Origin of the sequence: Alteromonas sp. DY56-G5, assembly GCF_041414725.1 — a bacterium.
GTDB classification, from domain to species: domain Bacteria; phylum Pseudomonadota; class Gammaproteobacteria; order Enterobacterales; family Alteromonadaceae; genus Alteromonas; species Alteromonas macleodii.
On the sequence record NZ_JANHZQ010000051.1, the window covers coordinates 13,689 to 27,040 of the forward strand.

Sequence of the window (13,352 nt, forward strand, 5' to 3'; positions counted from 1 at the left end):
GGAACCTCCAATTATCATTTGTTGATGTTTTTTAAAATTTGAATAATGCCCACCCAATATATTAAATAAAACGAATTGGGCAAATCACAGGGAAACGTCCCAAAAGAAAAACATTTATTAATTATTTCAATGAGATAAAAGCCTCACCTCGTGAGGCTATTTTTGTACTTCAATAAAATTTCTCGTCAAATTAAAGAGAAATGTATCAGGTGGGTAACCAGAGTAAGTGAAAGCATCTATTGCATTTTTACGCCGTAGATACCATACAAAACTGCACTGTTCTCAGCGGTTGTTTTAAAATATGTATCAGTTGAAAAATAACCTGCCCAAAAAGCAGAAACATCTGATATTAAGTGAAATCGTAAATCGGACTTACTTCGGCCGAAATTTAAATATACTTGAAGTGCTCTATCATATTCTTCTTCAGTGAATGTTTTCGTATAAACGTCTCTTTTACCATCGCTTGACCCGACGATAAATACTTCGTCAAATCCTCGCCAAGAAGTAGAAAGACTAACATCACCAGAACCCTGTCCAGACTTATTTTCCCATAAAGTTGTGAATGTTGCAGCCCCACCGGATAATGCAGCCTTATAGGCATTGTTTAATGCTCTTTGAGTAACATATGTTGTAGAAGAGGTTCCTCTATAGTCATTAGTTACCCCGTAGTTCAAAACATTACCTAAACCGACGTCTGATTTGGTAAGCGTAATATCGTTGGTAAGACTTTTACCGTTTATCTTTCTGCTTGTCCTAACAAAGCCAGTACTGTCGATACCATCCAGCTTATCAGCGTCAACGGCTTTTGCATTTTTATCTAACTTGTCATTATTGAGCTTGTTATAGGCTTGTGTAACCGCCTGCTGCGAGGCATATAAACTGCTACTATTTCCTGTATAGCTATTTGTTATCGAAAAATTCATAACTTTGTCTAAACCGATATATGCTTTATCGATTTTTCTACCGTTAACTTTATAATCACCAGAAATATTGACACCACCATCCCTGACCGTCAGTTCGCCGCCCCATAAAACTAACTCATCGGCAGCCGCCCAAAATCTCATGTCGTAATCTTTACTAGAATTTGCGGCAGCGTGAAAATCCAAGATTCGACCGATTTCCATAACTCCATCAGTGCCAGTGAACGCAACTCGACTTTCCGCCGATGACCAACCACCACCATTTAAAGTTGCTACTTGCTTTCCGTCCCAGTAAAGGTTGCCAGAATTGTTCTGTAGGCGTTTACCCGCCAAATATAAATCCCCACCAGTTACTGTCACATCACCATAAACAGTCGCACCATCGCTGGTCGCATCAACTCGCGCATTGCCATTCGAATACAACCGGCCCCATACATTATTGCTATCTGTATGGATTGCTATACCTCTATAACGATTTCCATTGCCTGCAGTAGCTTCCATAAGGATACCAGCTGATGCCTTAATGTTTCGTAGATAAAGGTTATTCGTGTAGTTATCTATGTATGAATGTGAGCCGTTGTGGTACATCCTCATATCTGCAGATGAGCCAAGTCTAACTGAGTAATTGTCTTGCCACTCGGTGTGGCCATTTACAACATCATTTGTATCAGTCCGTAAAAACTGAGTGCTATTTAAACCATCAAACTTGTCAGCATCTAAACCAGAACCCGATCCATCGTTTGCAGCGGTCCAAACATTTGAACCATTAACTGTTAACTGGTCAGCCTCAACTCTTCCTGTTACTTCAACACCATAAGATGTGGTTTTTAATCTTTCACTGCTGTCGTAGGCTAGTCGAACAAATACATTTCCATCAGCAACAACCCTCATTGCCTCTCTTAGAGTCCCCCCGGTATTTTCAGACCTGAAAACCATATCGCCACCATGTGCACGGTTTTCCGTTATTAACTCCCCTGTGTAATTGCTAATATGGGATGTGGAACCGGTATGTAAAATTCTGAGGTCAGCACTATTACCAAACCTTGCTGAGTAGTTATCTTGCCACTCTGTGTTGGCAGCAATATTGTCGTCTTGATCGACTCTTAAAAATTGGGAACTATTAATACCGTCGAGGTTATCTGCGCTCAACCCAGAACCGGAACCATCATTTGCAGCAGTCCAAACGTTTGAACCGTTAACTGTCAACTGGTCAGCTTCTAAGCGCCCAAAAACCTCGGCACCGTATGATCTCGTCTCAAGCTTATTAACCCCGTCAAAAAGAATTCTCGTAGCAACATTAGGCCCCGTAACAATTCGAATGGCTTCTCGCAACGTACCACCATTATTTTCAGCTCTAAATACAACATCGCCGCCAGGAGAATAGTTCTCTAGAACCAAATTGCCTGTGTTATTTCTAATATAAGAAGTGCTACTGCCGTCATGACCTAACCGCATGTCACCAGAATTACCAAATCTTACTTCATGGCCGTCCTGCCATTGACTTGTTGCATTTACTGAATCAAAAGTATCTACACGAAGAAATTGTGTGCTATCAATCCCGTCAATGTTGTCAGCGCTCAATCCCGAGCCAGAACCATCGCTAGCTGCCGTCCAAACATTTGAACCATTAACCGTTATTTGATCAGCCTCTAATCGGCCAAAAACTTCAGCACCGTAGCTACGAGTTCTTAATTTGTTGTTTCCGTTTTGCGAGAGTACGGCTGCAACTTCATCAGTTCCAGTAGTTACACGAATCGCTTCTTGAATAGTACCGGATGAATCTCTACCTCTAAAAACTAGCTCTCCACCGTTAGCTGCGTTTTGCACAAAAAAAGAACCCGTATAGTTAGTAATATACGAGTCGCTTCCATTATGTACCATTCGCATATCAGCGGATGCACCCAGTCTAATTTCGTTGTTGTCCTGCCATTCAGTGTTCGCTGTCACATTCTGATTAGCATCAGACCTAATAAATTGACTTGAATTAAAGCCATCAAGATTATCAGCACTCAACCCTGAGCCACTTCCATCATTGGATGATGTCCACACATCAGCACCATTGACTGTGACTCTATCGGCTTCTATTTGACCGTTTACATTTACACCAAAAGAGGTGGTTCTTAGTCTCTCAGTGCCACCTTGCGATAGCCTTACGCTTACGTTATCTGAACCGACTACCCTTACTGCATCTAATGTAGAGCCTGATGCGTTATCTGCTCTCAAAACTACATCGCCGTTGTTTCGACGGTTATCTATATAGATATTGCCATTATTAAGATTACGTAAATAGAAATTGCTACCATCGTAAAATGCTTCACTATCTGCACCGCTACCAAAACGTACTCTCCGCCCGTCCTGCCATTGAGTGTTGGCATTTACATAATCGTTAACATCGCTGCGTATAAATGATGAGCTTTCGATACCATCTAATTTATCAGCATCTACCGCCTTAGCATTTTTATCGAGTTTCTCGTTGTTTAATTTAGTATAAGCCTGAGTAACTGCTTTTTGGGAGGCATAAAGGGTTGAACTATTACCGGTGTAACTATCAGTAATAGAGTAATTTTGGACTCTGTCTAGACCAACATCATTTTTAGTTGGTAAATTTACTGGCGAAAAAACTCTAGCGCCACTGTCATAAACGCCGTTAGTTCCCGTTACTTGTGTCGCTGACACTGAGGAAGCCGAAACTTGGCCTAAATTCGCTACTCCTGTGGCCGTCACATTGGTTGTGTTCACCGTGGTGGAGTTTACTGTCGTTAAATTACCAGTATCGCCAGAAATTGAATCCACTGACAAAGATGTAATAGTACCGGTTTCGGATTGAACATCATTGAAATTACCTTGTTGACCACTAACCACATTAGCATCAACTTTATTTACCCCAACCAAATCATTCCCCCCAAGGCGAAGATCGGTTTCCATCGTATTTCGAGATGGGTCTCCATTGTCGACTCGAGAAATTACACTATCAAGGATTGCAAGTGTACTTGGAGCACCAAATTGGACAGAGACCACCGAACCGGAAGCACTTCCATTTACAAAATTGCTAATGTAAGTAGCTAAAGATTGGTCAAGTACATCTACAGAAAGGACATAACTATTTCCTACAATTGCCCCTGATATAGAGGTTCCATACATCGTATCGAGAGTGCCATAATAGAAACCGTTTGTTGCCAAGTCAGTAATGTTTGTAGGCCAAACATCATTCTCAGAGAAGTAGTTTAGTGCCCCACCTTTAAGCTCATTTAACTTAATTGCTGTGACTTCTGCAGACTGAAACTGAGCTTCTTTGTTGTCTGCTATTGTGTTCGCTATCTCATTAGATGCGTAAACTTGGCTGTAAAAAGGAATAATCCCTATCCCTAAAATAATTAGCGTTTTTTTGAAATGACTTATTTTTTTCATGTATTTTCCCTAACCAACTTCTGTGCTTTTTGTCTTCAACAAATAGAGCCAGCAAAATAAGTTTGCTCATTTAGCAAAGATTGTTTGAGTGCAGAGTTTCTGGCAGACAATGGTGTTATGTAACGGATTCGATCATTTGTGATGGTTGCGCCTCGTTTTAACAAAAAACTGACTAGCGCTTTATTGGTTGGTACATCAGCTTCAAATACAAAAGCTGGAGAAAAACCGGGTTTTTCTATAGAAATCAAAACCCCCGTTAGACCTGTAAATGTAATTTCTTCAGTCAGAAGGCCTGATAAAACTAAATCTTCTTGTTCTATCTCTCCTAATGCGCAAGTACTTAGGTAGTATGCGGTAGATGTTTTTTGTGCAAGCGTAAATTGCGCCTCTAATTTAGAAATCCCCTGGTTCACACCCGAGGATAAAAGGCGTGGGAGGAATACTGTAGACAGTAATCCCCCCATGATTAAAAACATCACCATATAACCCGCACCGAATCCTTGTTGATGTTTCTTCATCAGCATATTAACGGACTGATACTGTCACTGTTCCAGAGGTGCAGGTGGCTGCTGTATGTACAGCCCACTTTTCAGCGACACGTGCGCAAATATCATCTTGGAGGCCGCTTGACGAGACAATTAACTGATCCACAGTGCTGGTGGCCATACTCCAGTCACCACCATCAAAGTTGGTACCCGAACCATCACCAAAATCTTCAGAGATATACCCTTCGGAACTTAAGTCTTCGATATCGAAGGTTGCAAAACCGTCTGTACGCCCCTCAGCTTTGATTCGCGCTTGTGAGATGATTGTAGTAAATGCATCGTTATACTTTTGCTCTTTACCATTCGCCGCAAGTGGTTCGCTTTTACTGATATTGTATGCGAGCAATCCTAGAGCTAACACGCCTATGATTGCCCACTCGGCTGAGATGTAACCTTTTTGCTTGGTCATTGGTTTAAAGTTTTTCATTGCTATTTCCTCGTTTGTTAAAGATTGTTTTGGTAGCCTGCTAGAGCGTCTAATACTCCACCCAGTCCTAAAAAAACTAGAATTATTCCCAGGAAGAATCCTGTCATTTGGAATTTTGTGATGTACTTGCCATTTTGTAATTTCAAATCTATTTCAGCGTTTTTACTAACCTCTACTAAACCTTTGGCAAATGTTTCGTTATCGACATTTTCAAAGTATCTTCTAAGACGAATCATCTGTGTGTCACTGACTAGTTCCTTTCCGAAATAGTCTTTTTTCTCACTACCAATTCCTGTTCCGCGTATCATTTGCTTAGTGAAATATTGGATATATGGTGGGGAGAAGTTTCCAATTACCTTGAGAGCTTCAATATCTTCTACATCTGCGAGTTTCAGGTATCCAAGTAAACGCAAAAGTCGGATTGACCAAAATTCTCTATAAATTGAGAATGGCCAGACTGTGTCTAACTTTTTTCTAAAATTGCTAAGCCACTTGGTTATATGTAATGAAAGAGAATTAACACCTATATAGTCTTCAATTCGTTTTGCATTTTTTCCAAAGCTACCATTAGGCATCCAATTCGCTTGACCTTGAGCAAACATCCAGAAAACAAAACAAAAAAAGGTTAAGGCTACAGGCCAATAACTACTTAGAATGCTGTAGACGCTTAATGAGAAATTAACTTCTGGAGTGTCGGGTAAAGTTTTCCCAGGCACCATAGGTAGAATGTATCCGCCGACCACATACTGAGCTCCAATACCTAAGCAAAGAACAAATCCAGGCATAGCTAATGAAGTAACCAGATTTCTCTTTAGCATTGCTTCTTGTTCAACCAAATCTACGATGTTAAGCACTGCAGATTTATCACCACTTACCTGTTTGGCTAATTCAAATCCAACGGCAATGATCGGGTCGAAATACTTTGCCATAAGCTTATTAAATCCAAGCCCGGTACTGGAAGCCTTTATCAAGTTGTCAGTTATCTGAACAATGACATGTTTCTTTCCGTAGGTTGCAGCATACTGTTCTCGAGTGCTGGTCAATGCTTCTACCATGCCGATATTAGAGACTAAGTATGAATTTAGCTGCTTGATGAAATCTATTTGTTGCGGTTTTTTAAAGTCAGCCTTGAGCTTCCAATGGAAGAGCGCGTCTTTGAATTTGGATTTCAATTTATTACTAATCATTCGCCAAGCCTCAATTCTGCAGCTCTATCTACATCTACTCGGCCTTCTCTCAATTCAAAAAGGACCTTTTCACTTACAGGCAGGTAACCTTTTTCAAGCTTCAAGTACTTATGCCATTCATCCCACTTTTGGTCATGAATGAATTTTCTGTCTTGACTCTGTACATCAATCATTTCAACAAGTAGTTTTCTGCCGTCTTCCCCTGAGTAATGGCAATGGCTACATCCTTGAGGGCTTCTCAAATAAATACCTTGCAATTCATCTTCATCTACAGCCACATCTTTGAAGAATTGCTTTCTCTTATTATATTCTTCAGGGAAAACTGTTTTCGCCTCCTCAAGTGGTACTTTGCAGCGTGTACAAAGCAATCTTACAAGTGCGAGATAGTTGAGTAGACTTAGACCTTGAGGAGTAGACATGTCGGCAAAAGTCACTCCCAAGTCATTCAAACGTTTGGGAATACCTATTGCCGATGGTGCGTGTGTACTGCTTATTGCTAATAGACCAGTATTACAAACGTCCATTGCAAATTTCGCAGTAAGTGGATCTCGAATTTCTTGAATAAAAACCCCGTCCGGAGCCTGCCGCATGATACTTTTCAGCTGGGCATCAATTCCTATCTTCAAATCCATCGAGTTTTGATGGATATTCACATACTCGTAAGGTTTTTCTATTTCAATCGGGTCTTCAAAAGTCTGGTAGCTTTTATCTTTAGGGAGATTCAACAATACAGCAAAATTAGTAGTCGTCTTTCCAGAACCGGTTCTACCCGCAGTAATTATTGCACCTTGAGCTTTCGACGATTTGCGCTCTAACAGCTCGAGTTCATTTTGAGGGAGGCCTAGTTCGCCTATTTTTCGAGCCTTCTTTTGTATCCGCAGGTTTACCATTAGTTCGCCTGAACGAGATGTTTTTGTTTTTGTGTACCTCACACTGAATTTAGCTAACAAAGCGCCGCGTGTGTCGTAAAGTGGATACTTGAATCCTTTTTCTTGCGGAGTAGTAACTTCATCAAAGGTACCAATAGTTGCCCCGACCCCACCAAGACCATCATAAACAGCAGCGCACATTGCTCGACCAAAAGCATAGTTCTTTAATGGGTAAGTGAGAGATAAGAGCCTTCCATCAACTTTGAATAGTGCGTATGCAGTGTCAGCGCTTTTCGACAAAGTGATGTACACATCTTCAGCTCCCAGTTCATAGACCTTTTGCATTAGATCTTGAAACTGAAGCAAAGTTTTTTCTTGATCATACTCACCAACGCCAGTGTCAACTGAAGTAACTTTTTCGCTTTTATAAGCTTTAATATCTGCAGCTTTTGCTACCAATACACGACGAGTTGGTTTCTTATTTTCTTCTAAAGTACTTGTTAGTTTATAGATGCCATCCCTATTGTTTTGGCCGCTGTAGTCATCAACTACTAACGTCCCACCTTCAAAATAAATAGCCTGAACACCCAATTCATTAGATATTTGCTCGATTAGAGAGATATTCTTGTCCAAGGTGAGAGTACTAAGTTCACCAACTGATTTTAGAGGTTGGTAGAATCCGGTATTTTTATTAGAAAAGCTTATTTCCATGATGAGCTCCTAAAAACAAACCTTTGTAACTAGCCCACCACTTACTCTGGTATCGACAAGAGAAACGCACTCCGAGAGGTCATTTAGTTCGGTTACGCTGTGACCTGCAATCATTACGCCCTCTCTAACACCATCATGTCTCACACCATCAATAGTTAAAGAAACACGAGAAGCATTTGATTTTCCTTTTTTCTCATAGCTTTGGACGATAATTTTAGAGGGCAAAATTTCTTCTACTTTCTCTGTAGCGGGCTTATTCGCGAGTGCTAGAGTTTCACCATCGTCTCGAAGAGTCGCCCCCTCACTAACAGCTTTAACTTTCTGAAGATATTTTTCGCGCTCTAGTAACGCCCTTGCTTCTTCTTCAGCTAACTTTGCTCTTTGAGTTTTCTCTCTCTGTGCTCGTGATGAAAGCCTTAACGCTAGCCATTTAGCTTCCGCCTCGGGGTTTAGCGCGTAGTCATATATTTTGGCAATTGCTAACTGAATTTTGTAATCAGGAGCTGGTACAAACTCAGGTACTTTTTCTGTTTTCTTTTCAGTAGATAAAGGTGGCTTTTTCTCAGTTTTGTTTACCTCGAATTTTTCATCCGCAAATAACGCAGCTATATCGTCAGTTTGTTTATCTTTTTGTACGTATATCGCATACGCAAAAAAACTCCCCCCAAAGGCCAATGCCAACGACAATCCAACAACGAAAACAAATTTCTTGTTTTTCAACTTATTAAGCATTTGTTTCAACTCCTGCTATTTCTAATTTTACTACCGCTTCCCATGCATCCACATATGGATTGATTGCCTTCATTTCTAAATAGCTGAATGAATATGGGAACCCTTTAAGTAACGAGCCAAATGACTCTAAATCTTCTGGGTGGAATATAGGGAAAGTGATTTCGGCCTCACTTATCTGCCACCTAGAGGAGGTCTCACTTTGACTTGGAATAATTGCATAATCGACGTCATCCCAAAGGTCGTCAGTGGCAGAGCTAAGCCAGTTGTGAAATGTACCTACATGAAATCGGCCATATGAATTGTAGATACTCTCTGAATAAATTTTTCTTGCTAAAAATGCTTCACTACCCGAAACATTCAGGTTGTACTTCCCTTTGTGTGCGAACTGCGTTAATTCCGCGACTAGACCATATGTTGATGTCAACACTAAGTATTCTGTTACCTGGCCGTCACCTTCATTAACCACCTTAACCTCAGAGATTTCCCATCCACGAAGTTGCTTTGCAGACATTAATTGTTGGTATACATCTCTGAGAATTGGTTTAGGGCTAACACCTCTTTTCCCGTCGGTGTAGAAGTGTTTCAAACCTAAATAATGGTTTATTACTTTTACTTCTCTGTTCTTGCCATCTGCCACAACTTCAACAGGCTCATCAGCAGGGAAATATAGGTATGAGAAAAATCCAATCACCGATAAAAGTAGTAACCTTTTTAAAGGAAACTTAGAGGTGCTGGTTCTTGCAAGCTCCTTCTCTAATTCGGAAGCTAAGACTGGTTTTAAAGACTTTAATTCTTGAAACCCCTTTTCCCGCTCAATAGATAACGGCAGTTCTATTCCATCTAAGAGAACGGAATTTTCGTCTGCGGCTTCAGCATTGACATTCGAATAAAAGGGGGTCGAGGATAATTCGGATGGGTATAGTGAACAAAACCTTCTAAGCCTTTCAATGTCGTTTGAATCACTATCAGTAATAGAAAACTCAAATTCATCTATAAAGTTTCCATTGAACGTCGCGAAAAAATACACTTTTTCATCTTTCTTATAGACGACTATCGCATCTCGCCCATCGAAGTGCTCAAGAAGTGCAGGAGCAAATAAGGTGGAATTCTCTTCCGAGGCAAAAATGACTACCCCTGCGTCGTTTCTGTAGAAAGCACCATGTTCGAGCTGTAAGCTCTTCAAGTCTTCTAGATGCTCTCGTATGGCACTTGCACTTGCGGCAAGAACTGAAACCGTCTTAGTAGCTTTCAAGGCGTTCATATGTAGACAGCCTCTACAATCATGACGATCTCAACTTCTGAGTTTGTAGAACTCCGTGTAATACCAGAAACACCATTTAGAGATGTTATGCTTTGAACTTCATTAACCGTAAACCCACCTACTAGGACAGGCTTGCCCGGTCTAACAAGAACCATCGAAGAAAATTCACGGTCGCTAATTTCAGGAGATTCGACTTCTTCACCTTCATCACCGCGCGAACGAATATCAATTAGAGACGAAAGGCTTGTTGATATATAAATGACCACATCGCTAGGTCCGATGTTTGGTTTAATGAAGAGCGCTCTTCCTGACTCAACCACATCTTGTTCGACTGATGATGTGACACCGACTTCAGCTGTGGTTCCTAGTGGCCTATCAGATATAAATGACCGCTTGTTTATATCAGTGATTTTTGCAATACGATGGTTGAATGCAACTCCACGTAAAGTTGCTTTGTCTAGGATAGTTCCCTGTTTTTGCAGAGCCGTTAATGCTAGGTTTGTACCTGAGGTATGTGTAAGGGTCGCCGTACCTCGACTAGATAACCCACCAATGATGCTTTCGGATAAATTAGAGGCTGTTGTTAGTCCAAGGTCTGAACTACCGACAACATTATCAAGAACTGCGAAATCTAAGCTGAAAGCTGTATCTTCAGTAACCTCTATAGCTGCCAAAGTCACATCAACTCTTACTTGTCTTAGTTCGCGCTCTGTTTTTTCAGTGATAAACTTTTCAACCTTGTTCATCTGGAACGGTAGCGCTCTAACAAGCAATGAGTTATCGCTTCTTAGTTCTTTAACTACTGCCCCCCCTTCACACTTATCTAGTTGAGATAATTGAAAGTTCATATCACTTTCTAGAGCTTGTTGAACATGGCTTCTCTCACCAGATTCACCACCTGATGAGCCGATGTTCAATGAAGACTTATCACCTTCTTCTCTACAGCCAAGTACAGTTTCTACGCCTGCCTTGAAATCTTCTAGTGGATCGTAACTTCCACTTAAATTGCTAAATTCGTCACCATTGGACTTTACAGCTTCCGCAGCTGCAAACCCATTAGAAGAGTTATTGTTACTTTGAGATTGCTCTTCCTTTTTACCAATTGCAAAATCATAGTTACCTGAAATATTTCTAATTGGAAATACACGCTCTACATATTTACTGAACGTAACCAGGTTTTCTTTCACATCTAATTGGTACCCTGTAGCTGATGCAATCGCTTCTAGGTAACCACCTAAAGTTTTATGCGTTCCGTAAAGAGACACATCTAGACTTCTCACTACTCCAGGTAAATATTTAACCCTAATATCTCTGCTCTCAATTAGCTCCGAAATAACATCTTCCAACGCCCTATTTTTTACTTTGATGCTCTTTGGCGTTTTATACCATCCGGGCAGTTGAGACTCTTTTAGAGTTAGAACTGGCACATACATAGATGAAAAGGTATGTACATTTGGCGATGAATCTACCTGATCTCTTCTAGCCTTAGCCAAAAGCATTTCGGATTTATTTGCTTCTTCTGCTTCGTTTGGTTTGGTGAGTACTGAACAACCTGCAATACCAGCGATAACAGAAAGGGTTAGTAATAATTTAGGAGTGTTCATTAGCGTCTTACCCCAGAAAAGTATCTGCTGAACTCTGGGTCATTTCTGTAAAAAACAGCGTGGACGTTATTCGTAAAGCTTCCATATTGAACCGAATTATTGTCAACAAAATAAGGTTCAACAATTTGTTGAAAGACAAGGTCTTTATTTCTTTCAACAATGCAAGTATTTGCAGGTACTACGTGATCGCCTATGCGGCTTATTAAACCCTGATTATTGGGATAAAAGGAATCGACCAACCTCTCTAAGTTTTCTATTAGCGCCCCCTTCTTAAGGTAGAAACCGAAGTAACCACGCTCTTCATTTACAAAATAAAGTTCGTCTTCCTTTCTTGTTTCACACCAATCCCCAGGGTGCGGCTCTTCAACTACAACCTCAATTATGGTTTCCACTTCTTTAGGTTGAATAGAAGTGCTTTTCTGACTAGCTATGTTCTTAGAGGTTAAACCTTGCTCTTTTTCATTTGGGGCTTTTAATATGGCTTCTGGCTCTGAAGTACCTGTCTGGTCATTGATAGGACTGATAGCCTCAATCATTTCTGCTTTACATTGTGTGATGAAAGCGTCCGCTGATTTGGCGAGGGCGCCCGACGACGCCATACCTATAAGTACAGCGATTGAGACAACAGTTTTATTCATGTGTATTTTCATCCAACGTTTTGTATTGGAATCAAATATACTGGGGAGGTGAATTTGAAAAAATCGTTTTCCCGACTTATTCAATGTTTGTCAGAAAAGTCATCCAAAATGCTTTTTCTTAGACTGGTTGTTCAATAACTCTGTCAAGCCACTCATAAAAAGAAGTGAATTCGCTACACATCACTTCCCAAAAAGGTAACATTTCATCGAACCGGCTACTTGGCTCTTCTACTTCTCTGACTTCTGCCATCAGTTGATCAGAAAATTTCACTTTTGATAACTTGCAACTTTCGTGAAGAGTTAAACTAAGCCTTTCTAGAAAGGAGATACCTAAAGAGCTACATTTTTTGCCGTGATTTATGAGGACTTGTATCTCATCTGAGTGAAGGTCTTGTTTGGTTAATCGAGCTCTTGCTGATTGCTCTGAAGTTAAATAAGTGCTGTCCTCAAGTGATATTTCACTAGGTAAGTTTTCAGTCGGCTTATACAGCCATTGTGTAAGGTGTAGCCCTACCCCATGTGGATTGAAGTTAGACATTGAAAAAGACTCAATCCCTTTCCTCATTAAGTTAGTAAAAACTTTTTGATATTTTGCTTTGTCATTGGATAGATAAATATTTTTTGAGTATGTGTCTACAATTACATTTAGGTAGTCCTCGTCTGGCTGAACCTCTGTAAGTAATTCTAGATATACTTTAGCCCTAAGCTCTTCCTCCTCTTCTTGTGTTAGCTTGGCCTTACCCATTTTAAAGTTGTTTTCATTGGTTATAATTTTTAGATCATTAAACCTCCTATTTAGTAGGCTTTTTTTGATATTTTTCTTTTGGAACGTCAGGCTAAGTAATATCCATCCGTCTATTGAATGGATATATTGTTCATCATTCTCAAAGCCAACTATGCTTGAAAAGCCGAAAGCTTCTTTTTGAGAAGCTTTGATCGGAACATGTTTGAGTTGTGGAATGAAATCAAGGAGTGAATCAATCCGGGTTTGTCGGAGGCTAATTATCTTGAGAGAATTAGCCAATGAACAAAAGAGTAACTTATTCCCCA

The 13,352-nt window shown here is 40.3% G+C and carries 10 protein-coding genes; all 10 read right to left on the reverse strand.

Annotated elements, in window-relative coordinates; translation table 11 throughout:
• Positions 1–236: 236 nt before the first annotated feature.
• The 10 genes from NO989_RS18780 to rdgC all read right to left on the reverse strand — a co-directional run bounded on the left by NO989_RS18780 (position 237) and on the right by rdgC (position 13,326).
• Entirely contained in the window at positions 237–4,328 is a 4,092-nt protein-coding gene (locus NO989_RS18780; protein WP_015068728.1) for a hypothetical protein, read from the reverse strand.
• A 35-nt stretch (positions 4,329–4,363) separates the two neighbouring features.
• Complete coding sequence (locus NO989_RS18785) at positions 4,364–4,852, reverse strand: hypothetical protein (protein WP_041703937.1); 489 nt, start codon at positions 4,850–4,852, stop codon at positions 4,364–4,366.
• A gap of 1 nt (position 4,853) precedes the next feature.
• Positions 4,854–5,300, reverse strand: a complete 447-nt coding sequence (locus NO989_RS18790) for a hypothetical protein (RefSeq protein ID WP_015068730.1) — start codon at positions 5,298–5,300, stop codon at positions 4,854–4,856.
• 17 nt (positions 5,301–5,317) lie between these two features.
• The gene (locus tag NO989_RS18795) at positions 5,318–6,487 is read right to left on the reverse strand and encodes a hypothetical protein (protein ID WP_015068731.1); all 1,170 of its coding nucleotides are present in this window, start codon (positions 6,485–6,487) and stop codon (positions 5,318–5,320) included.
• A complete protein-coding gene (locus NO989_RS18800; protein WP_015068732.1) occupies positions 6,484–8,067 on the reverse strand; it encodes an ATPase, T2SS/T4P/T4SS family in 1,584 nt (527 codons plus the stop codon). The genes NO989_RS18795 and NO989_RS18800 overlap by 4 nt, the downstream gene beginning before the upstream one ends.
• A gap of 9 nt (positions 8,068–8,076) precedes the next feature.
• Positions 8,077–8,799 carry a hypothetical protein gene (locus tag NO989_RS18805; protein ID WP_015068733.1) on the reverse strand — a complete coding sequence of 241 codons (723 nt, stop codon included), beginning with the start codon at positions 8,797–8,799 and terminating at the stop codon, positions 8,077–8,079.
• The gene (locus NO989_RS18810) at positions 8,792–10,060 is read right to left on the reverse strand and encodes a hypothetical protein (protein ID WP_015068734.1); all 1,269 of its coding nucleotides are present in this window, start codon (positions 10,058–10,060) and stop codon (positions 8,792–8,794) included. The genes NO989_RS18805 and NO989_RS18810 overlap by 8 nt, the downstream gene beginning before the upstream one ends.
• Entirely contained in the window at positions 10,057–11,664 is a 1,608-nt protein-coding gene (locus tag NO989_RS18815; RefSeq protein ID WP_015068735.1) for a type II secretion system protein GspD, read from the reverse strand. Before NO989_RS18815 ends, NO989_RS18810 begins: the two co-directional genes overlap by 4 nt.
• A complete protein-coding gene (locus tag NO989_RS18820; RefSeq protein ID WP_015068736.1) occupies positions 11,664–12,302 on the reverse strand; it encodes a hypothetical protein in 639 nt (212 codons plus the stop codon). The genes NO989_RS18815 and NO989_RS18820 overlap by 1 nt, the downstream gene beginning before the upstream one ends.
• 118 nt (positions 12,303–12,420) lie before the next feature.
• Positions 12,421–13,326 carry a recombination-associated protein RdgC gene (rdgC, locus tag NO989_RS18825; RefSeq protein ID WP_371343022.1) on the reverse strand — a complete coding sequence of 302 codons (906 nt, stop codon included), beginning with the start codon at positions 13,324–13,326 and terminating at the stop codon, positions 12,421–12,423.
• Between the last annotated feature and the right edge of the window lie 26 nt (positions 13,327–13,352).

Coding starts and splice junctions, on each gene's coding strand:
- NO989_RS18820 (WP_015068736.1), bottom strand. CDS start 12,302: ATGAATAAAACTGTTGTCTCAATCGCTGTACTTATAGGTATGGCGTCG.
- NO989_RS18795 (WP_015068731.1), bottom strand. CDS start 6,487: ATGATTAGTAATAAATTGAAATCCAAATTCAAAGACGCGCTCTTCCAT.
- NO989_RS18785 (WP_041703937.1), bottom strand. CDS start 4,852: ATGCTGATGAAGAAACATCAACAAGGATTCGGTGCGGGTTATATGGTG.
- NO989_RS18790 (WP_015068730.1), bottom strand. CDS start 5,300: ATGAAAAACTTTAAACCAATGACCAAGCAAAAAGGTTACATCTCAGCC.
- NO989_RS18800 (WP_015068732.1), bottom strand. CDS start 8,067: ATGGAAATAAGCTTTTCTAATAAAAATACCGGATTCTACCAACCTCTA.
- NO989_RS18815 (WP_015068735.1), bottom strand. CDS start 11,664: ATGAACACTCCTAAATTATTACTAACCCTTTCTGTTATCGCTGGTATT.
- NO989_RS18780 (WP_015068728.1), bottom strand. CDS start 4,328: ATGAAAAAAATAAGTCATTTCAAAAAAACGCTAATTATTTTAGGGATA.
- NO989_RS18805 (WP_015068733.1), bottom strand. CDS start 8,799: ATGCTTAATAAGTTGAAAAACAAGAAATTTGTTTTCGTTGTTGGATTG.
- NO989_RS18810 (WP_015068734.1), bottom strand. CDS start 10,060: ATGAACGCCTTGAAAGCTACTAAGACGGTTTCAGTTCTTGCCGCAAGT.